19 protein-coding genes are annotated in these 19,836 nt (G+C 71.4%); 13 read left to right on the top strand and 6 right to left on the bottom strand.

The window, feature by feature from the left end; all coding sequences use genetic code 11:
* Window positions 1-33 precede the first annotated feature (33 nt).
* Window positions 34-489, top strand: coding sequence for a low molecular weight phosphatase family protein (locus tag ACQPZ4_RS02075; RefSeq protein ID WP_433055249.1), 456 nt, complete (start codon window positions 34-36; stop codon window positions 487-489).
* On the opposite strand, the gene ACQPZ4_RS02070 is transcribed toward ACQPZ4_RS02075, so the two are convergent.
* Window positions 464-1,918: a polysaccharide biosynthesis tyrosine autokinase gene (locus ACQPZ4_RS02070; RefSeq protein WP_433055246.1), complete on the bottom strand. Its 1,455-nt coding sequence runs from the start codon at window positions 1,916-1,918 to the stop codon at window positions 464-466. The two genes, ACQPZ4_RS02075 and ACQPZ4_RS02070, sit on opposite strands and share 26 nt — an antisense overlap.
* Before the next feature lie 116 nt (window positions 1,919-2,034).
* Here ACQPZ4_RS02070 and ACQPZ4_RS02065 point away from each other — a divergent pair, with 116 nt between their 5' ends.
* On the top strand, window positions 2,035-3,780 hold the full coding sequence (locus ACQPZ4_RS02065) for a polysaccharide biosynthesis protein (protein ID WP_433055242.1): 1,746 nt from the start codon (window positions 2,035-2,037) through the stop codon (window positions 3,778-3,780).
* Here the strand turns inward: ACQPZ4_RS02065 and ACQPZ4_RS02060 are convergent.
* From ACQPZ4_RS02060 to ACQPZ4_RS02040, 5 genes are all read right to left on the bottom strand, one after another.
* On the bottom strand, window positions 3,740-4,684 hold the full coding sequence (locus ACQPZ4_RS02060) for an NAD-dependent epimerase/dehydratase family protein (protein ID WP_433055239.1): 945 nt from the start codon (window positions 4,682-4,684) through the stop codon (window positions 3,740-3,742). The genes ACQPZ4_RS02065 and ACQPZ4_RS02060 overlap by 41 nt on opposite strands.
* Before the next feature lie 79 nt (window positions 4,685-4,763).
* On the bottom strand, window positions 4,764-5,633 hold the full coding sequence (locus ACQPZ4_RS02055; protein WP_433055236.1) for an LLM class F420-dependent oxidoreductase: 870 nt from the start codon (window positions 5,631-5,633) through the stop codon (window positions 4,764-4,766).
* Window positions 5,630-6,631, bottom strand: coding sequence for an acetamidase/formamidase family protein (locus tag ACQPZ4_RS02050; RefSeq protein ID WP_433055233.1), 1,002 nt, complete (start codon window positions 6,629-6,631; stop codon window positions 5,630-5,632). Before ACQPZ4_RS02050 ends, ACQPZ4_RS02055 begins: the two co-directional genes overlap by 4 nt.
* A complete protein-coding gene (locus tag ACQPZ4_RS02045) occupies window positions 6,624-8,003 on the bottom strand; it encodes an APC family permease (protein ID WP_433055230.1) in 1,380 nt (459 codons plus the stop codon). Before ACQPZ4_RS02045 ends, ACQPZ4_RS02050 begins: the two co-directional genes overlap by 8 nt.
* Window positions 8,004-8,056: 53 nt before the next feature.
* Window positions 8,057-9,157, bottom strand: a complete 1,101-nt coding sequence (locus tag ACQPZ4_RS02040; RefSeq protein WP_433055228.1) for a substrate-binding domain-containing protein — start codon at window positions 9,155-9,157, stop codon at window positions 8,057-8,059.
* Window positions 9,158-9,205: 48 nt separating this feature from the next.
* On the opposite strand from ACQPZ4_RS02040, the gene ACQPZ4_RS02035 reads away from it, so the two are divergent.
* The 11 genes from ACQPZ4_RS02035 (at window position 9,206) to ACQPZ4_RS01985 (ending at window position 19,806) form a co-directional block, all read left to right on the top strand.
* Window positions 9,206-9,634, top strand: coding sequence for a MarR family winged helix-turn-helix transcriptional regulator (locus ACQPZ4_RS02035; RefSeq protein WP_433055225.1), 429 nt, complete (start codon window positions 9,206-9,208; stop codon window positions 9,632-9,634).
* Window positions 9,631-9,990 (top strand): VOC family protein, encoded by a 360-nt coding sequence (locus ACQPZ4_RS02030; protein WP_433055222.1) that lies wholly within the window; start codon window positions 9,631-9,633, stop codon window positions 9,988-9,990. Before ACQPZ4_RS02035 ends, ACQPZ4_RS02030 begins: the two co-directional genes overlap by 4 nt.
* Before the next feature lie 310 nt (window positions 9,991-10,300).
* On the top strand, window positions 10,301-10,507 hold the full coding sequence (locus ACQPZ4_RS02025) for a hypothetical protein (protein ID WP_433055219.1): 207 nt from the start codon (window positions 10,301-10,303) through the stop codon (window positions 10,505-10,507).
* A gap of 35 nt (window positions 10,508-10,542) precedes the next feature.
* Window positions 10,543-12,432: an exosporium protein gene (locus ACQPZ4_RS02020; protein WP_433055215.1), complete on the top strand. Its 1,890-nt coding sequence runs from the start codon at window positions 10,543-10,545 to the stop codon at window positions 12,430-12,432.
* An 83-nt stretch (window positions 12,433-12,515) separates the two neighbouring features.
* Complete coding sequence (locus tag ACQPZ4_RS02015) at window positions 12,516-14,990, top strand: DUF2334 domain-containing protein (protein WP_433055212.1); 2,475 nt, start codon at window positions 12,516-12,518, stop codon at window positions 14,988-14,990.
* 106 nt (window positions 14,991-15,096) lie between these two features.
* Window positions 15,097-15,630, top strand: coding sequence for a SigE family RNA polymerase sigma factor (locus tag ACQPZ4_RS02010; RefSeq protein ID WP_433055209.1), 534 nt, complete (start codon window positions 15,097-15,099; stop codon window positions 15,628-15,630).
* Window positions 15,627-16,766, top strand: a complete 1,140-nt coding sequence (locus tag ACQPZ4_RS02005) for a hypothetical protein (RefSeq protein ID WP_433055206.1) — start codon at window positions 15,627-15,629, stop codon at window positions 16,764-16,766. Before ACQPZ4_RS02010 ends, ACQPZ4_RS02005 begins: the two co-directional genes overlap by 4 nt.
* A gap of 141 nt (window positions 16,767-16,907) precedes the next feature.
* On the top strand, window positions 16,908-17,417 hold the full coding sequence (locus ACQPZ4_RS02000) for a hypothetical protein (protein WP_433055203.1): 510 nt from the start codon (window positions 16,908-16,910) through the stop codon (window positions 17,415-17,417).
* A 55-nt stretch (window positions 17,418-17,472) separates the two neighbouring features.
* Window positions 17,473-18,051, top strand: coding sequence for a sugar O-acetyltransferase (locus ACQPZ4_RS01995; protein ID WP_433055200.1), 579 nt, complete (start codon window positions 17,473-17,475; stop codon window positions 18,049-18,051).
* A 1-nt stretch (window position 18,052) separates the two neighbouring features.
* Window positions 18,053-18,595 (top strand): TetR/AcrR family transcriptional regulator, encoded by a 543-nt coding sequence (locus tag ACQPZ4_RS01990; protein ID WP_433055197.1) that lies wholly within the window; start codon window positions 18,053-18,055, stop codon window positions 18,593-18,595.
* Complete coding sequence (locus ACQPZ4_RS01985) at window positions 18,595-19,806, top strand: MFS transporter (RefSeq protein WP_433055194.1); 1,212 nt, start codon at window positions 18,595-18,597, stop codon at window positions 19,804-19,806. The genes ACQPZ4_RS01990 and ACQPZ4_RS01985 overlap by 1 nt, the downstream gene beginning before the upstream one ends.
* Window positions 19,807-19,836 lie beyond the last annotated feature (30 nt).

Raw genomic sequence — 19,836 nt, 5'->3', positions numbered from 1 at the left:
TTCGTCTGCCGGGCCAACCGGTGTCGGTCCGCCATGGCCGAGCGGCTGGCCCGCGCGCTCGACCTGGACGCCCAGAGCGCCGGCACGCACGCCGTGCCGGGCCTGGAGATGCCCGGCCACGCCGAGACCGTGCTGCGCGAGCGCGGCGCCGACCCGGAGGGCTTCCTCAGCCGCCGGGTGGTGCCGTCGCTGCTGCTGGCCGCGCCGCTGGTGCTGACCGCGACCCGGGCCGAGCGCGCGCACTGCGTGACCATGGCCCCCGCGACCGCGGGCAAGACCTTCACGCTGCGGCAGTACGCCCGGTACGCCGCCGCCATCCCGGCCGGCCCGCTGACGCTGCGGGAGATCGCCTCGGTCCGCGGGCGGCTGCAGCCCGGCAAGCCGGTCGACGACGACCTCGAGGACCCGTTCGGTGGCCCGATCGAGCAGTTCCGGGAGTGCGCCGCGACGATCGAGGGCATCCTCAGGCTCCTCGCGTCCCGGCCTTGACGGGTTCGGCCGCATCCGGCTCCGGCTCCGGTTCGGGTTGCGCCGGACCGGCGGGCAGCGCCCGGGGCTGGCGGTGGTCGGCGTCCGTGGGGCCGTAGTACGCGTAGGTGTAGCCGTCGCCGTTGCCGCCCTTGGCCCCGTTGAGCACGCAGCCGAACAGCCGCGCCGAGACCGCCTCGATCGCCTCGACGGCCGCCTGGGCCTGGGTGACCGTGGTCCGCCCGGCCCGGGTCACCAGCACCGCGCCGTCGGCCCGGCTGGCGACCACGGCCGCGTCGGTGACGACGAGCAGCGGGGAGGTGTCGACCACGACGTACTCGTAGTCCTCGCTCACCTCCGCCAGCAGCCGGGTCATCTGCTGCGAGCCGAGCAGCTCGCTCGGGTTGGGCGGGATCGTGCCGCTGCACAGCACGAACAGGTCCTGGTCGCCCCAGCGCTGCACGGCCGTCGCGACGTCGACCTGCCCGACGAGCACGTTGGTCAGGCCGACCGCGCCCTCCAGGTCGAGGTACTCGGCGAGCTTGGGCCGGCGCACGTCGGCGTCGACGAGCAGCACACGGTGCCCGGCCTCGGCCAGGACGATCGCGAGGTTGCAGGCGATGGTGGACTTGCCCTCGTCGGGCAGGGCGCTGGTCACCACCACGCAGCGGGCCCGCCGGTCGGGGTCGACGAACTGCAGGTTGGTCCGCAGGTGCCGCATCGCCTCGCCGCGCGGGGACCAGGCGGCGTCCTCGACGAGCAGCGGCGATTCGATGGCGTGCGCATCGTGTGGTACCGCGGCCAGGATCGCCCGCTTCGTCGCCGCCCGCAGCCCGGCGACCGAGCGGATGCTGTTGTCCAGCAGTTCCCGCAGTACCGCGGCGGCGGCCCCGGCGACCAGGCCGAGCAGGATCGCGATGGCGAAGTTGCGCACCGGCTGCGGGCTGATCGGGGTGGTGCTCACCGAGGGCCCGGTGACCACGTCCACCCGGACGGTCGGATTGCTGCCGCCCGGCGGGGTCTCCAGCGTGGCCACGAGCGCGGCGAACTTGGTCGCCACCGCCTCGCTGACCCGCAGGGCCCGGCCGCTGTCGGTGTCGGTGACGGTGACCTCGAGCAGCACCGTGTCGGGCACCGTGCGCGCCGAGATGCGCTTGCGCACGCCCGCCGCGTCCAGCCCGACGGACGGGTCGGCGGCGACGGACTTGGCCAGCCGGTCGCTGCCGACGAGGTTGACGTACGAGCGGGCGCGCTGCTGCGAGAACAGCCCGCCCTGGTACGCGTCGGTGACGCCGCTGCTGGGCGTGCTGACGAAGAACGTGACGCTCGCGGCGTAGGTGGGGGCGGTCTGGGCCGTCACCACCACGGCGGCGACCAGCGCCAGGCACGCCGTCGTGGCCACCAGCCACCAGCGTTTGCGGACCGCGCTGACGTAGTCGCGCAGCTCCATGCGCCATGACCTCCCGTAGCCGCTTGCTCGACCCAGCGTGACATCTCGGCCCGGGGTTGGGGAGCGATACGGGCTTTTACGCCGAAATAGGACGGGCATTCGTGAAGAATCGTCGCGTGGACGATCACCGACCTTCAAGCCCTGGGGACTGGCCGGCCGACCTGTACGCATGGACCGGTGGGCTCGCTCTTGCCGTCGCGATCTCGCCTTCGCGCCCGCCCCTCGCCGCTGCCGCCGGGACGCTGCTGCTGGCGGCGGCGCTGCACTCGGCGGTGGCGTGGCCGGTGCAGCTGTATCGGCGGCGGTACGAGTACGCGTCGATCGCCGAACTGCGCGCGCTGGCGTGCACGGTGGCGATCGCCGGCGTTCTGCTGACCGCGCTCGCCCCGGTGCCGTTTTTGGTTCCGCTCGGCGGTTCGGCGGCGGCGCTGCTGGCAATGGTGGCCGTTCGCTGGACCCGCCTGGCGCGGCGGCCGGCCACCTCGTCGCGGGTGCCGGTCCTGATCTACGGCGCGGGCGCGGCCGGCCACCGGCTCCTGCGGGCCATGTCGGCGGATCCGCACTGTCGCTATCGCGCGGCGGGCTTCCTCGATGACGATCCGCGCAAACAGCGGCTGCGCATTTCCGGCATCGCCGTGCTCGGTGGTCGTTTCGCGTTGCGCAATGCGCTCACGTCGACCGGCGCGCAGGGCGTCATCTTCGCGGTGCGCAACGAGGACGGGGCGTTGCTGCGCGCACTGCGAAGCGATTTGTCCAAAATATCCGGATATTTCATGAAAGTGCTGCCCTCGCTCGACGACTCGCTGGACATCGACCAGGTGCGCGATGTGCAGCTGTCCGACCTGCTCGGGCGGCGGCCGATCGAGACCGACCTCGCGGCGATCGGCGACTATCTGACCGGCCGCCGGGTGCTCGTCACGGGCGCCGGCGGGTCGATCGGCTCCGAGCTCTGCCGCCAGCTGCACCGCTTCGCGCCCGCCGAGCTGATGATGCTCGACCGCGACGAGTCGGCGCTGCACGCCGTGCAGCTGTCCATCCACGGCCGGGCGCTGCTCGACGACCCGTCGCTGATCCTGGCCGACCTGCGCGACGCCGCGACGATCCGGCAGATCTTCGAGTCCCGCCGGCCCGAGGTGGTCTTCCACGCGGCCGCGCTCAAGCACCTCACGCTGCTGGAGCGGCACCCCGCGGAGGCGCTGCAGACCAACGTGCTGGGCACGCTCAACGTGCTGGAGGCCGCGGCCGCGACCGGCGTGCGGCGGCTCGTGAACGTCTCCACCGACAAGGCGGCCGATCCGATCAGCGTGCTCGGGTACACGAAACGGATCACCGAGCGGCTGACCGCGCACCACGGCTTCCTCAACGTGCGCTTCGGCAACGTGCTGGGCAGCCGCGGCTCCGTGGTGACGGCGTTCCGCGCGCAGATCGCCGAGGGCGGGCCGGTCACCGTCACCGATCCGGACGTCACGCGGTACTTCATGACGATCCCCGAGGCCGTCCAGCTCGTGATCCAGGCGGCGGCCATCGGCTCCGGCGGGGAGGCGCTGGTGCTCGACATGGGCTCGCCGGTGCGCATCGCCGACCTCGCGCGGCAGCTCATCGGGGATGCGCCGGTCGACATCGTGTACACCGGACTGCGCCCTGGCGAGAAGCTGCACGAGGAGCTGTTCGGGCCCGGTGAGGCCGACGTCCGCCCGCTGCACCCGCTCATCTCGCACGTCGCCGTGCCGCCCCTGGACCCCGCGCTGGCCCTGGCGCTGCGCGGGGACGGGGCGGCGCTCACCGGCGCGATGGCGGATCTGTGCGTCGTACCGGATGTGGTTATTGCGGTGCCGACGCTGTCTGTTGCGCGTACCACCTGATCGTCTCGGCCAGGCCCTCGTCCAGCGGGACGGGGCCGTGGCCGGGGAACAGCTCACGCAGGCGCGTCGAGTCGGCCTGGGAGTCGCGCACGTCGCCCGGGCGAGCCGGATCGAAGACCACCTCGACCGGCCGCTCGGTCAGGATGCGGATCTTGTCGACCAGCTCCAGCAGCGAGGTGCGCGTGCCGAAGGCCAGGTTGACCGCCGTGGGGCTGGTGACCCGGCGCACGGCGGCGTCGGTGAGCAGCCGCGCGACCGTGCCGACGTAGGTGAAGTCCCGCGTCTGCCGCCCGTCGCCGTGCACGTGGACCGGCTGACCGCGCAGCGCGGCGTCGGCGAACGTGGGAATGACGGCGGCGTAGGCGTGCCCGACCGACTGCAGCGGCCCGTACACGTTGAAGAACCGCAGCGCGAGGACCGGCAGCCCGTAGGTCGCGCCATAGGCCAGGATCGCCGACTCCGCCGCCAGTTTGCTCGCCGCGTACGGGCTCTGCGGCCGCGTCGGCAGCTCCTCGTGCTTGGGCAGGGTGCGCGTGGGGCCGTACACCGAGGACGAGGACGCCGCGATGATCGGGGTGCCGTCCAGGCGGCACGCCTCGAGCACGTGCATGGTCCCGTTGGCGTTGACCAGATGGCTGCGCATCGGATCCGCGACCGAGCGCGGCACGCTGGGCCGCGCGGCGAGATGGATGACGACGTCCGCCTCGCCGACCGCGGCGTCGATCGCGGGCCGGTCGAGGATGCTGCCCACGACCAGCCGCGCGTCGACGCCGTCCAGGTTGCGCTCGCTACCGGTGCTGAGATCGTCGAACGCGACGACCTCGGACACCCGGGGATGCGCGGCGAGCTCCCGGCACAGGTTGCCGCCGATGAACCCCGCCCCGCCGGTGACCAGAACTCTCATCGTTCCAGTCCAACGGTTTTGCTTCGGTACAGATACCGCTTTCTGCGTAAATCGGACTTTCTACCCGCAGGTTTGACCGTTAGATGGACGCCAGGCGAGGCAGTACCTTCTCCGCAAGTCCGTTGGCGAACTCGACCGGATTGCGGTCGGGCATGGTCATGACCTCGGTGATGCCCAGCTCCTTGAACGCCTCGACGTCGGCCAGCCAGGCGTCCGGGTCGACCAGGGCCGGCCGGGTCACCAGTGCGGTCTTCACGATCGAGTCGTAGTCGCGGCCCTCGGCGTCGCAGTGCTCGCGCAGCACGTCGAGCTTGTGGGCCACGTCCTCCTTGGTCGAGCCGAAGAGGTTGCAGGCGTCGGCGTACTTGGCCACCAGGCGCAGCGTCTTCTTCTCGCCGCCCCCGCCGATCATGATCATCGGGTGCGGCGCGCTGATCGCGGCCGGCGAGTTGATGATCTCGGTGAGCTGGTAGTGCTTGCCGTCGAACGTCTTGGCCGGGTTGGCGCTCCACATCTGGTGGCAGATCTGCAGCGTCTCCTCGAGCCGCTCGAACCGCTCGGCCATCGGCACGACCGGCACGCCGAGGCCGCGCTGCTCCCGCTCGTACCACGACGCGCCGATGCCGAGCCGGGCCCGCCCGTTCGACAGCACGTCGAGGGTGGTCACGATCTTCGCGAGCAGGCCCGGGTGGCGGTACATCACGCCGGTGACCAGCAGCCCCAGCGTCATCTTCTGGGTCAGGGCGGCCACGTATCCGAGCGTGGTGTACCCCTCCAGCATCGGCTCGTCCGCCGGTGCGTACTGCTCCATCTGGAAGTAGTGGTCCATGACCGTGAACGAGGCGACCCCCGCCTGCTCGGCGACCTGCACGGTCTCGCGCAGGGTCGGACCGATCGCGGTGGGCTCGCCGGGGTTGGAGAAGTTCCAGTAGTGCAGACCAAGCTTCATGAACCCATTCTTAGCGCGGTTTGGCGCAACCGTGCGTGAACACCGTCGTACGCCTCGGCATTGCGCAGATACCGCTTGGCGACCTTGGCCACCATCGTGTAGTTCGTGTCACACACGTTGCCGACCGGCGCCTCGCCGGCCTGGCTGATCAGCTGGTACGCGTCCAGCTCGTCCAGCCCCGTCAGCCCGGCCACCCACGTCACGAGGTCGTGCTGACTGATCCGGTACGCGTCCTCGAGCGGCCGCGCCGAGCCGGTGCTCATGAGGAACTCGTCCGACTCCAGCCGCGGCCACGGCGTCGGCACCCCCTTGAGCAGTTCGACCACGAGCGTCGTGCGCATCGCGCACTCGACCGCCACCCCGCTCACCTCGCCGTGCCCCTGCCGCGCGTGCCCGTCGCCGAGCGCGAACAGCGCACCGTCCACATTGACTCCGAAGTAGACGGTCACCCCGGCGCGCAGTTCGGGCGTGTCCATGTTGCCGCCGTGCGCATCCGGCGTGATGGTCATGCGCGCCTCGAACGCCGCCGGCGCCACCCCGACGGTCCCGTGCATCGGATCGAGCGGCAGGTCCACGACGAAGTCACTGTTGCGAGCACTGAAGCGAACAGATTCGCGCGACAGTTCGTACAACCAGACGCGCTCTTCCAGCGGCGGCTGGAGGGTGGCCGTGTGCGACGTGGACGTGAGCGCCCCGAAGTGCGGGAAGGTGCTGGACACGGCCCAGTCCCGCGCGGGTTCGAGGCTGACGAAGTGCAGCGCCAGGGTGTCCCCGGGCGCCGCCCCTTCCACGTAGAACGGCCCGCTGACCGGGTTGAGGAACGGGAATTCGACCACGGCGGTGGGCAGCGTGTCGACGCCGGTCACGCGCCCGCCGAAGCAGTCCTCGGTGTACACCCGCAGCACGTCCCCGGGTCTGACGCTTTTCACCGGCGCCCGCCCGCCGAAGGTGTAGGCCAGCTCGTCGACGGTCGGCTCATACACGTGCAGTTCAGTCATTAGCCTGCCCAGCCAGCTTGGGGCGCCGCCCGGTCGCGTAGAGCGCCACGAGAATGATCACGCCGATGCCCAGCCACGTGAACCCGAGCATCTGCGCGGCGACCTTGGCATTGATCACGACGTACAGCAGGATGGCGAACCCGATCAGCGGGAACACCAGATGCCGCAGCCAGTCGCGACTGCCGTTGCGCACCACATGGTGCCAGAACACCGAAACGTGCAGCGCCAGGAACGCGGTCATCGCCCCGAAGTTGACCAGCGTGGACAGCAACGTGATCCCGTCGTCGCGCGACCACATGTACAACCCCAGCCCGAGCGACACGACGGCAACCACGAACGTGGCATTGACGGGCACGCGGTGTTTGGCCGAAATCCGGGCGAGGAACGCGGGCAGCTGCCGGTCGCGCGCCATCGCGTACAGCAGCCGCGAGGTGGCCACCTGCGCGACCAATGCGTTGGCGAACCCCCAGGCGACCGCGGTGGCCACGGCGGTGAGCGTGGCCAGCCAGGCCCCGCCGCCGACGCGCGCCGCGTCGTAGAACGCCGTGCCGCCCGGGTCCCCGTCGTCGAGCAGCTTCTGCGGATCGGGCACGAGCAGCGCGGCCACCCAGGTCTGCACGATGAACAGCACGCCGGCGAGCGCGAGCGCCGCGACCATCGACCGCCCGATCTGCCGCGCCTCGCCGCGATGCTCCTCGGCCAGCATCGAAATCCCGTCAAACCCGAGGAACGACAGCACCGCGATCGACACCGCCCCGAACACGAGCGGCCACGAGAACGTCTGGCTGTTGTACCAGGGGGTCCAGTCGAATCCGCGCCCCTTGCCCTGGGAGAGCGCCACGATCCCGATGACGATGAAGATCGCCAGCACCACGAGCTCGCCGATCAGCATGAACTTGTTGACCAGGGCGGTGAGCTGAATCCCGAGCAGGTTGACGACGGTGTTGAGCACCACGAACGCGATCAACCAGACCCAGATCGGCACCGCGGTGACGACGGAGTTCATGGCCACGCTGGCCACGAGGTACAGCAGGCTGGGCACCAGCACGTAGTCGAGCAGGATCACCCATCCCGCCAGGAAGCCGACTGGGGCCGCGATGCCACGTCCCGCGTAGGTGTACACCGAGCCGGCCATGGGGAAGGCCTTGACCATCTGGGCGTAGGACAGCGCGGTGAACACCATGGCCACCATGCCGATCGCGTACGCGAGCGCGACCATGCCGCCGGAGCCCTGAAAGACCCCGCCGAAAATCCCGAACGGCGCGATGGGCACCATGAAGATCAGGCCGTACACCAGGAGATCGGTGAACGTGAGGGAGCGCTGCAGCTCCTGCGTGTATCCGAACCGCTCGATATCGGGAGGCTCCGCCATGCCCCCGAACGGTAGCCCTAATACTTGAAAATGGAAAGATTCTCGGACCGGGTTCAGAGGGCGCCCAGGACGTCGAAGTCCAGGCCGTCCGCTCGGGCCAGGTAGACCGGGGGATCGACATGGCGGCCGCGCACCGTCAGGGGGCCGCGGCCGCCCGTGATGGTGGTGCCGTCGGCCGTGGCGTCCATCGCCGCCGGGTGCAGCGAGCCGGCGCGGGAGGCGAGGGCGGCCAGCAGGCGTACGCCGTCGTAGCAGGCCTCCGCATGGCCGTTCAGGACCGGGGCCTGCCAGCCGTAGCGGTGGGTGTACCGCTCGACGAAGGCCAGCCCCGCGTCCGTGGCCACGTTGCCGAAGTAGCCCATCGTCGCGTACAGCTCCCCCGTCGCATCCCCGCCCGTGGCCAGGAGGCCGTTCTCCTCCAAGGCGGCGCACAAGCGAGGAGCGCGCAGCGGCGAGGCGGCGTACGCGCGGTTGAAGGCGGCCAAATCGCTGCCGACCAGCGTGAGCAGGACCGCATCCGCGCGGCGCCGCGTCACCAGGTCCAGCAGCGGGGCCGGATCCAGGGCGCCGAACGGGACATATCGCGACGCCACCACCTGGGCGCCCGCCGCGCGCAGATACGCCACCGCCGCGTGGTGCAGCATGCGCGGCCAGACGTAGTCGTTGCCGATCAGCGCCCAGCGGCGGGCGCGGCGGTGTCTGACCAGCCAGTCCATGGCCGGGCGGAGCTGGGTGGCCGGGGTTTCGCCCAGCAGGTAGACGCCCGGCGACTGCTCGCCACCCTCGTACGGCGGTGTGAACACGTACGGGACGCGCCCGTCCAACGCCTTCACCGCGGCCACTCGCACATCGCTGGCGTGCGTTCCCACCACCGCCGCGATCGCGCCTGCACCAGCCAAATCTGCCAGGTCGGTCGCGACCGCCTGTGGGGGGCGGCCGGCGTCCAACAGGACCAGCTCGATGGGGCGGCCCAGCAAGCCGCCTGCGGTGTTCAGTTCGGCCACGGCCAGGCGGGCGCAGTTGAGCACCGCCGGGGCCATCATGCCCAACGTGCCCGAGGTGGGTACGGCCAGCGCCACCCGCACCGGGCCGCCCGGGTCGGGTGGGAGCAGGCGTGCCTCCAGCGGGTCGGTGATGACCCGGACCTCATCCACGTCGCCGAGTATCTTCACAATGGCGGGCGGGCGGAAGGGGTGACATCGGTGGATGCGGTCGGGCTGCGGTCCCACCTCGGATATGTGCTGAGCGAGGCCGAGCGGGCGGTGAACCGCGGGTTCGCGGCGGCGCTGCAGGCGGAGGGGGTTTCGGTCGAGCAGTGGCGCATTCTGCAGGCGCTCTCCGACGGGCGGGGGCATTCGATGGGGGACCTCGCCGAGGCGGCGCTGATGCCGCATCCGACGCTCACCAAGGCGATTGACCGCCTTGTCGATGCTGCCCTTGTGTACCGCCGGCAGGACCCCAACGACCGCCGCCGGGTCGCGGTGTACCTCTCCGAAGCCGGTACCACGCTGCTCGATCGGCTCGATCACACGGCGACCGCGCATCATCGGGCGGTCGAGGCGGCGTTCGGGAGTGCGCGGGCGGAGCGGCTCATGCGGGAGCTCACGCAGCTGATCGAGACCGTGCGGTGAGGCTGAAGGCGACCGTCCTCAATGCCTCCGACGCGCGGCGGCTCGCGCGCTTCTACTCCGCGCTGCTCGGATGGCCGGTCGACGCCGATGAGGCGGACTGGGTCACACTGCGCGATCCGGCCGGCGGGGCGGCGCTGTCGTTTCAGACCGAGCCGTTGTACGTCCAGCCGGTCTGGCCCGCCGCGCCCGGCACCCAGCAGATGATGGCGCATCTCGACATCGCCTGCGACGAGCTGGACAGCGCCGTCGCCCGGGCGGTCGAGCTGGGGGCGACGGTCGCCGCGCACCAGCCGCAGGAGCACGTGCGCGTGTGCCTGGACCCCGACGGGCACCCGTTCTGCCTGTACGTTCCCTAGCCGCGTGTCATCCGGTTGGCGTGTGACTGCATCCCGCGCTGACGACAACGCTCCTGCAACCCGGCCGCTACCTTAAGTGGACCAGCCCGGCGACGGGCTGACGGGAAGACAGTGATCCGCCGGGCGCACCATCTTGGTCGCCGAATCGGCCCGGCGGGGAGTCAGTGGCGAAACCGGACCCGGACAAAGTTTTTTGTTCCAAGGGGATCCGGTGCGTGCCCACGCGCGAATCTCCGACGCATCCGCTCACAGCGCTCGCCGCGTGCTCCGCGGTCGCTGCGCCGTGCCCTCGTGCCCTTGAGGAGTCGTCGTGCACAAGAAGGTAGTCATCGGCATCGCCGCCGCCTTCACGGCCGGCGCGCTCGCTCTCGGCATCGGGCTCGGGGTGGCGCACGAGGACAAGGCCAAGCACGCGCCGACGGCGGAGAGCCGGCCCGCGAAGGACGGCGAGATGCCGGCGCCGCCCGCGCCGCCGCAGCTCAAGCCGTCCGAGCGGGTTGTCGTCACCGGTAAGTAGCCCCCCAGCATCGCCACTGAGATTCGGGAGACCTCGTGTTCCAGTCCAAGAAGCAGAAGATGGCCGCCATCGGCGCGACCGCCGCGGCCGTCCTCGTCGGCGTCGGCGCCACCGCCTACGGCGCCGTGCCGGACTCCGGCACCGGCGTCATCACCGGCTGCCGCACGACCAGCACCGGCGCGCTGCGCGTCATCGACTACCAGGGCGGCCAGCGCTGCAAGAGCGGCGAGACGCAGATCCAGTGGAACAACCAGGGCCAGAAGGGCTCCACCGGCGCCCAGGGCCCGGCCGGCCCCGTCGGCCCGCCCGGAGCCAAGGGCTCCACCGGCGCGACGGGCGCCACGGGTGCGACTGGCGCGACCGGTGCCACGGGTGCGACCGGCAAGACCGGCGCAACCGGCGCGACGGGCGCCACGGGCGCCACGGGTGCGGCCGGCGCGAAGGGCGCCACGGGTGCCCAGGGCGCAACCGGCGCGACCGGCGCCCAGGGTGCGACCGGCGCCACGGGCGCGAAGGGCGCGACCGGCGCCACCGGTGCCCAGGGAGCCACCGGCGCCACGGGTGCCCAGGGCGAAAAGGGCGACACCGGCGCGACGGGTGCCACCGGCGCGCAGGGCGCAACTGGTGCGCAGGGTGCCACCGGTGCCCAGGGCGCGACGGGCGCGACCGGCGCGCAGGGCGAAAAGGGCGACACCGGGGCCACCGGCGCGCAGGGTGCCACGGGTGCGCAGGGCGCGACCGGCGCTCAGGGCGAGACCGGAGCGCAGGGCGAGACCGGAGCGCAGGGTGCCACGGGTGCGCAGGGCGCGACCGGCGAGAAGGGCGACACCGGCGCGACCGGTGCCCAGGGTGCGCAGGGCGAGAAGGGCGACACGGGTGCCACCGGCGCCCAGGGTGCCACGGGCGAAAAGGGCGAGACCGGCGCCACCGGCGCGCAGGGCGAGACCGGCGCGCAGGGTGCCCAGGGCGAGAAGGGCGACACCGGCGCCACCGGAGCCCAGGGCGCCACGGGCGAAAAGGGCGAGACCGGTGCGCAGGGCGAGCAGGGCCTCCAGGGCATCCCCGGCGTCAACGGCCAGGACGGCGCCCCCGGCCCGCAGGGCGAGAAGGGCGAGACCGGCGCGACCGGCGCCCAGGGCGCTCAGGGCGAGACCGGCGCCACCGGTGCCCAGGGCCTGCCCGGCATGCCCGGCGCCAGCGCGTACGACCTCGCCAAGCTCGCCGACCCCAGCATCGGCACCGTCGACGAGTGGCTGCAGTCGCTGGTCGGGCACGGCACCGACGGCAAGGACGCGTACCAGATGGCCGTCGACAGCGGCCTCTTCGCCGGCTCCCCCGAGGAGTGGCTGACCTCCCTCAAGGGTGCCACCGGCGCGCAGGGTGCCACCGGCGCCCAGGGCGAGGCCGGCGCGCAGGGTGCCGCGGGTGCCCAGGGCACGGCGGGCAAGGACGGCACGGCAGGCAAGGACGGCGTCAACGGCTCCTCGATCCTGACCGGCGCGGGCCTCCCGGCCGGCACCCTCGGCAATGTCGGCGACGTGTACCTCAACACCACCGACTTCCTGATGTACAAGAAGACGGACGCGGCGACCTGGTCCCCGATCGGCAGCATCAAGGGCGCCACCGGCGCGGCCGGCGCGCAGGGTGCCGCGGGCGCCGCCGGTGCCCAGGGCCCGGCCGGCGACGGCTACACCCGCAAGACCAGCTCGACCCAGAGCGTGACCAGCTCGACCACCCAGTCGGTGAACTTCTCCTGCGACACCGGCACCGTCGTCGGCGGCGGCATGACCGTGGTCAGCGGCCAGGTCTCGCTCTCCACGTCCAAGGCCGGCACCGACAGCCTGAGCCAGCAGTGGACGTACAGCTACCGCAAGATCAGCTCCGGTACCGCCCAGGTCCAGTTCTACGTGCTCTGCGCGAACTGACCCAGCACCCCCACAGGGGCCCCGGCTCGACACCTCGGAGCCGGGGCCCTTTTCCCAAAGCCAAAGCCAAGAAAGGCGAACCCGTGCGCATTTCGGTGAAGCTGGTGGGGTCGGCGCTGGCCGGCACCCTGGCCGCGGGCACTCTCGGGACGGTGGCGCACGCCGCGGCCCCGGGCGTCAGCGCCGTCACCCCGAAGAACGGCTCGACGGGGGTCTCGACCGCCGTCCACCCGACCGTCACGTTCAACGACGCGACCGACCCGGCCTCCCTGCGGTACTCGTTCGTCAAGACCAACGGCGGCGCCGCGGTGCCGGCCTACTACACCTACGACTCCCCCACCCACACCTTCTCGTTCGTCCCGCGGGCGGCGCTGGCCGACAGCACGCGGTACACGATCACGGTGAAGGTGAAGGGCAGCACCGGCGTGCTGAGCGACCAGTACATCTGGGCGTTCACCACCGGCACGACCGACCGCAGCGCGCCGAGTGCCCCGGGCGCCCCCGCCGTGAGCGACGTGACCACCACCGGCGCCACCGTGAGCTGGGCCGCTTCCACGGACAACGTCGGCGTCACGGGATATCAGATCTTCAACGGTACGGCCACGACGCCGATCGCCACGCTCACCGGCAACCCGCCGGCGACCACCACGACGCTGTCCGGCCTCGCGCCGAGCACTGCCCACTCGCTCACGGTCAAGGCCGTCGACGCCGCGGGCAACGTCTCGCCGGCCGGGGCGGCCGCCGAGTTCACCACGCTGACCCCGCCGCCCCCGCCGGACGTGACGGCCCCGACCGCGCCCGGCGCGCCGGTGCCGGGCGAGCTGACCGCGACCAGCGTGGCGCTGTCCTGGGCGGCGTCCACCGACGACCGGGGCGTGGTCGCGTACCGCATCACCGGCGGCCCGAGCGTGCAGACGGTCACCGCGACCAGTGCGACGATCACCGGGCTGAGCGCACAGACGCCGTACACCTTCGTGGTTGAAGCCCTGGACGAGGCGGGCAACGTCTCCGCCGCCTCGCCGGGCACGCTCGTCACCACGCCGGCCGCGCCGCTGGTCAACGCCAGCACCGGCGCCGGCATCCCGGGCGCGACGGGCAGGACGCTGGTGCTGTACGACACCACCGGTCCTTATGGTTTCCTCGGCGAGCAGTACGCGATCGCGACCGCGAACCTGTCCTCGCACTTCGGCGACTGGACCGCGCAGCCCGTCGTGGACTACACGGCCGGCGAGCTGGACGCCTACCAGGCCGTGATCTACATGGGCTCGACCTACGACGAGCCGATCCCGACCGCCTTCCTCGACGACGTGACCGCCACGACCAAGCCCGTGATCTGGGTGTACGACAACATCTGGCAGCTCACCGCCCGCGACCCGAACTTCGTGGCGAACCGCGGCTTCAACTGGACGTCGTTCGACGTCTCGGCGGTGTCGAAGGTCAACTACGAGGGCAAGACGTTCACCCGCGACCCGCAGAACATGGCGGGCATCATGGGCACGACGATCTCCGACGCGACCAAGGCCACCTCGATCGGCGACGCGGTGCGCGACACCGACAGCTCGGCGTTCTCCTGGGGCGTGCGGGCCGGCAACTTCACCTACCTCGGCGAGATCCCGTACGCGTACATGACGACCAACGACCGGTACGTCGCCTTCGCGAACCTGCTGGAGGAGGCGCTCGCGCCGGGCACCACCGAGCGGCACCGGGCCCTGGTGCGCATCGAGGACGTCGGGCCGGACGCCGACCCGGCCGAGCTCAACGCGATCACCGCCTACCTGTCGAGCAAGAACGTGCCGTTCAGCGTCGCGGTGTACCCGCGCTACGTGGACAGCAAGGGCGCGTACAGCGACAACGGGAAGCCCGAGGACTACACGCTGGCCGACCGCCCGCTGGTGGTCGCGGCGCTGAAGAACATGCAGGCGCACGGCGGCACGCTGCTGATGCACGGGTACACGCACCAGTACGCGAGCAAGGACAACCCGTACAACGGCGTCAGCGCGGACGACTTCGAGTTCTACACGGCGCACGTCGACCCGGCCACGAACAACGTCATCTACGACGGGCCGGTGGCCGAGGACTCGCAGGCGTGGGCGCAGGGCCGCATCGACGCCTCGTTCCAGGCGTTCGCGGCGGCCGGCCTGGGCAAGCCGACGATCTTCGAGTTCCCGCACTACGCCGGCAGCGACGCCTCGAACCGCGCCGTCGCGGCCACGTTCAAGACCCGCTACGACCGCGGCCTGTACTCCTCCGGCGCCATGCGCGGCGGCGCGCTGGACAACACGCGGATCATCGGCCAGTACTTCCCGTACACGGTGCGTGACATCTACGGCGTGCTGACCTACCCGGAGAACCTCGGCAACATCGAGCTGGAGCCGTACAACAACCACCCGGCCATGCTGCCGGCCGACCTCATCGCGTCGGCCCAGCTCAACATGGCGGTCAAGGACGGCGTGGCGAGCTTCTTCTTCCACCCGTACGTGCCGGTCAGCTACCTGAAGACGACCGTGGAGGGCATTCAGGCGGCGGGCTTCACGTTCGTCCCGGCGGGCTCGATGTAGTCACCGCATGCAAGGGTCAGGGCGGTCCCGGAAGTTTTCGGCGAAAGCTGAAACCGGGGCCGCCCTTTCGGCCGTCTAGTCCCCGCGACGATTGGAGCAACGACTGGTGAACCGCGACGACGAGGCGGCATACCGGGAGTTCGTCTCGGTGCAGATGGACCAGCTACGCGGACTGGCCTATCTGACCTGCGGCGACTGGCAGCTGGCGGAGGACGCCGTGTGCACGGCGCTGGCCAAGCTCTACGCCCGGTGGCGCAAGGTCGAACGGCCGGAGAGCTACGCCCGCACGATGGTGGTGCGGGCCGCGGTCGACGAGGTGCGGCGGCCCTGGTGGCGGCGCGAGCACGCGGTGGGCGACGCGATGCCCGAGCCGGCCGTGCGCGACCACACGCCGGACGTCATCGACCGGGTCACGGTCCTCGAGGCGCTGCGCACGCTGCCGGTACAGCAGCGCGCGGTCCTGGTGCTGCGCTACCTCGAAGGCCGGACCGTCCAGGAGACCGCCGAGGCGCTGCGGTGCCCCGAGGGGACCGTCAAGACCAACACGGCGCGCGGCCTGGCCAGGCTGCGCGAGCGGCTCGACGTCGCCGAACCCCTTGGCACGATCGCGGGATCCGGACATATCGAGAGGGCGTCATGACCCAGAACATGCAGGACTTGTTGCAACAGGCGCGCACGGACGCCCTGTCCGCGGCCCCGCCGATGCGCCGGGACGTCGACGACTTCGTGAGCGAGGGCCGCAAGCGCCGCTCCAAGCACCGGCTCCTGCAGGGCGGCGCCGCGGCCACCCTGACCGCCGCGGCCGTGTTCGCCGCGCTCACCCTGCCGCAGGCGCTCTCCTCGACGCCGCCGCCCGCGCCCGTGGGGGCCGCGCCGGCGCCGCTGGCGTATCCGGAAGCGCAGTGGACGTACAGCTTCAGCGGTTTCAAGACCGGCGACTTCACGGTCACCGCGCCGGAGCACATCACGCCCGGCTACCAGGAGCTCTACGTCCGCCACGGCAGCGAGAACGAGAACATGTACGACGGCACCAGCGGAGCCGTCGCCGCGTCCTCGCCGCTCTACAGCGCCGCCATCACCGTGTACCGCCCGGGCGTGTTCCAGCCGAGCAAGTTCGCGGCCGGCGAGCACGTCACCGTCAACGGGCGGCCGGGGCTGTATCTGGCCAACGCGATGTACATCGACTCGGCCGACCTGGCGCCCGCGCCGGAGCTGGCCTGGCAGTACACCGACGGCGCCTGGGCCGTGGTGAGCTCGGTCATCGGCGGCCGGTACAACAAGGCCGACCTGCTCAAGCTCGCGACCGGCCTGACCGGCGCGGCGGCCACCCCGGCGACCGTGGCGATCAAGACGACGTACACGCCGGCCGGGTACTCGCTCACCTCCGCCGGGCGCACCGACGACTTCCCGTCCGGCGCCTCGTACATGGCGGCGAGCCTGCGGCTGACGAAGGTCCAGCCCTCCTACGCCTCGCTCACCGAGCCGGTCGACGCCTCCACGGGGCACGGGCCGACGGTGCGGATCGCGTTGTACCCGACGGAGTTCACCGACACCTCGCACCGGAAGGCGGGCAGCGCGGCGTACTGCAACTCCGGCAACGCGAACCTGTGCTTCCGGATGTCGGCCGACGGCAAGTACCTGGCCGAGATCCACGCCGACGGCGGCGCGAACATCCCGCAGGGCGAGCTGCTCAAGACGCTCGACAACCTGCAGTTCGCCGACCCGAAGCAGCCCTCGACCTGGTTCCCGGTGACCGAGGCCGTCCCCGCCCGCTGAAGCACCTGAGAAGCCCGGCATCCGTTGTGGTGCCGGGTTTTTCGTGTGCAACGGCGGCGCATCGGAGGACAGAATTGCACCCTTTTCGCACCTAGCCTGAGTTGGTACCGACAACCGGCGCGACGAAAGCGGGTAGCACCCATGGCCACGATCATCGACCTGGACCAGCCCGCCACCGAGCCCGTCGCGCGGCGGCGCAAGGGCCGGCTGATCCTGGGCGCCGTGGCCCTCGCCGCCGTCGCCGGAGTGGCCGGCTGGCAGGCCCCGAACGCCGTCGCCGCCCTGACCCGCCCCACCTACCAGGGCGAGAACGCCGACCGGGTGGCGGCGCAGCTGGAGTGCGACGGCTACACCCGGGCGAGCACCCACGACGAGAGCGTCTACAAGTACCGCGACCTGGGCACCTGCACGATCAACGGCACCGTCGTCACGATCACCACCTTCGACACGGCGGCCGACCAGCGCACATTCGAGGCGGTCATGCAGTCGGTCATCCCGATCGTGCACCCGACGTGGTCCGGCGCCTCGTACGCGGCCGGCGAGGGCTGGACGGTCGCCGACGCCCGCAGCATGACGCCCGAGATCGCCGCGCTGGCGGTCCAGCGCATGGGCGAGGGTGGCACGCACATCGTCCGGAGCGCGACGTCGTAGATACCGGTAAAGAAGACTGTGTACAGACGTACATAACCAGTGTACGTTTGTACACATGACCGAGAAGTCCATGCGGCAGCGGATGCTCGACGGGGAGCTCTACATCGCCGACGCCGAGCTCGGGCGGGACTACCTGCGGGCGCAGGACCTGACGCGGCGCATCAACGCGCTCCCGGCCGGCGACGGTGAGACGAAGCGGAAGCTGCTGACCGAGCTCCTCGGCGGGTTCGGCGACGAGACCGAGATCCGGGCGCCGATGCAGTTCGATTACGGGTACCAGACAAGGGTTGGCGCTCGTAGCTTTGTGAACTTCGGCCTCGTCTGCCTCGACGTGGCCCGGGTGACGATCGGCGACGACGTCCAGATCGGGCCGAACGTGCAGCTGCTCACCGCCTGGCACCCGGTCGACCCGCAGGCCCGGCGGGACAAGTGGGAGGCCGGCTCGCCGATCGTCATCGGCGACAACGTGTGGCTCGGCGGCGGGGTCATCGTCGGGCCCGGCGTCACCATCGGCACCAACACGGTCGTCGGGGCGGGCGCGGTGGTCGTGAAGGACCTGCCGGCGAACGTGGTCGCGGTCGGGAATCCGGCGCGCGTCGTGCGTGAGATCCTCGACGGCCCGGCCGGCGGCTGAGATGTCCGTCCGCCGCCACGATCCCGACCGCAAGGACCGCATCATCGACGCGGCCATCGCGGTCATCGCCGAGCACGGGGTCGCCGGCACCACCCACCGGCTCATCGCGGCCGCCGCCGACGTGCCGCTGGGGTCGCTGACCTACCACTTCACCAGCCTCGAGGACCTGCGGTGCCAGGCGTTCCGGCGGCACGCCGAGCGCATGTCGGTCGCGTACGAGGCGCACTTCCGCGGCGTGCAGAACCGCGAGGAGCTCGTCGAGGCGGTCACCGACCTCATCGACGGCAACGCCGGCGCGGGCGCGTCGGACTGGGCGATCGCCTACGAGTTGTATCTGGCCGCCCTGCGCGAGCCGGCCCTGCGCGAGGTCACCGAGGCCTGGATGCGCACGAGCCGGGCCGTGCTGGAGCGGTTCGTCGACCCGACCACCGCCCGGGGCATCGACGCCCTGATCGAGGGCCTGGTCATGCACAAGACCCTGTCGACCGGACCCGTGTCCCGCCAGGACATCCGGGTGATCGTCGACCGAACGATCGGAACCTGATGAGCCACCCCCTCACCGACACCGCCGTCCCCACCCCCACCGACGCCGCCAGGGCCACCAAGGCCGCCACCCGCGCCACGTACGCCGCCTTCATCTGGTCCGGCGTGTCCATGGCGAGCTGGGCCTCGCGCATCCCGCAGATCCGCGACGCCCTGCACCTGTCCCCCTCCAAGCTCGGCCTGGTCCTGCTGTCGATCGCGGCCGGCTCGATCGTCGCGCTGGTCGGCTCCGGGCACATCGTGGCCCGCTTCGGCTCGCGCAAGACCGTCACGGCGATGGCCGGGCTGCTCATGCTCGCCCTCGCCGGCGCGGCCTCCGGCTACCACCTCGGCGTGTTGCCCGTCGTGCTGAGCCTGCTGCTGTTCGGCTTCGCCAACGGCGCGTGGGACGTGGCCATGAACGTCCAGGGCGCCGTGGTCGAACGCGCGGTCGGACGATCGATCATGGCTCGCTTCCACGCCGGATTCAGCGTCGGTACCGTCGCCGGCGCCCTCCTCGGCGCGCTCATGGTCACCACGCACGTGCCCGTGACGCTGCACCTGGCGCTCACCGCGCTCGTCGTCGGGGTCAGCACCATCTACGCGGTGCGCAACTTCATGCCCGACGGCGCGGCCGAGCACGCCCCGGCCGAGGGCGGCGGCCTGGCCCACACGCTGCGCTTCTGGCGCGAGCCGCGGACCCTGCTGGTCGGGTTGTTCGTGCTCGCGTTCGCGCTGGCCGAGGGTACCGGCATCGACTGGATCAGCATCTCGCTCATCGACGGCTACCAGGCCCCGGCGGCGATCGGCACGCTCGCCTTCGCGGTCTTCCTGGCCGCGATGACGGTCGGCCGCTGGTTCGGCCCGGACCTGCTGGACCGCTACGGCCGGGTGACCGTCCTGCGGGTGCTCGCCGTGTTCACCGTCGCCGGGCTGCTGCTGTTCATCTTCGGCCCGAACGTCGGCACCGCGTTCCTCGGGGCGATCCTCTGGGGCGTCGGGACCTCGCTGGGCTTCCCGGTCGGCATGAGCGCCGCCTCGGACGACCCGAAGTTCGCCGCGCCGCGGGTGAGCGTGGTCGCCTCCATCGGGTACTGCGCGTTCCTCGGCGGCCCGCCGCTCATCGGCTTCCTGGGCGACCACTTCACGGTGCTGCGCTCGCTGGTCGCGGTGACCGCGCTGGTGGCCGTGGCGGCGCTGATCGCGCGGGCGATCAAGCCGCTGCCGCAGTGACCGAGCTCGTCGCGGTGGCGGCGCTGATCG

Origin of the sequence: Dactylosporangium sp. CS-033363 (genome assembly GCF_050942475.1) — a bacterium.
Lineage (GTDB): Bacteria > Actinomycetota > Actinomycetes > Mycobacteriales > Micromonosporaceae > Dactylosporangium.
Note: the sequence above shows the minus strand (reverse complement) of the source record. Positions and strands in the feature narration are given on the sequence as shown.

Coding starts and splice junctions, on each gene's coding strand:
- ACQPZ4_RS02075 (WP_433055249.1), top strand. CDS start 34: ATGGCCGAGCGGCTGGCCCGCGCGCTCGACCTGGACGCCCAGAGCGCC.
- ACQPZ4_RS02070 (WP_433055246.1), bottom strand. CDS start 1,918: ATGGAGCTGCGCGACTACGTCAGCGCGGTCCGCAAACGCTGGTGGCTG.
- ACQPZ4_RS02060 (WP_433055239.1), bottom strand. CDS start 4,684: ATGAGAGTTCTGGTCACCGGCGGGGCGGGGTTCATCGGCGGCAACCTG.
- ACQPZ4_RS02055 (WP_433055236.1), bottom strand. CDS start 5,633: ATGAAGCTTGGTCTGCACTACTGGAACTTCTCCAACCCCGGCGAGCCC.
- ACQPZ4_RS02050 (WP_433055233.1), bottom strand. CDS start 6,631: ATGACTGAACTGCACGTGTATGAGCCGACCGTCGACGAGCTGGCCTAC.
- ACQPZ4_RS02045 (WP_433055230.1), bottom strand. CDS start 8,003: ATGGCGGAGCCTCCCGATATCGAGCGGTTCGGATACACGCAGGAGCTG.
- ACQPZ4_RS02005 (WP_433055206.1), top strand. CDS start 15,627: ATGACCCAGAACATGCAGGACTTGTTGCAACAGGCGCGCACGGACGCC.
- ACQPZ4_RS02000 (WP_433055203.1), top strand. CDS start 16,908: ATGGCCACGATCATCGACCTGGACCAGCCCGCCACCGAGCCCGTCGCG.
- ACQPZ4_RS01995 (WP_433055200.1), top strand. CDS start 17,473: ATGACCGAGAAGTCCATGCGGCAGCGGATGCTCGACGGGGAGCTCTAC.
- ACQPZ4_RS01990 (WP_433055197.1), top strand. CDS start 18,053: ATGTCCGTCCGCCGCCACGATCCCGACCGCAAGGACCGCATCATCGAC.
- ACQPZ4_RS01985 (WP_433055194.1), top strand. CDS start 18,595: ATGAGCCACCCCCTCACCGACACCGCCGTCCCCACCCCCACCGACGCC.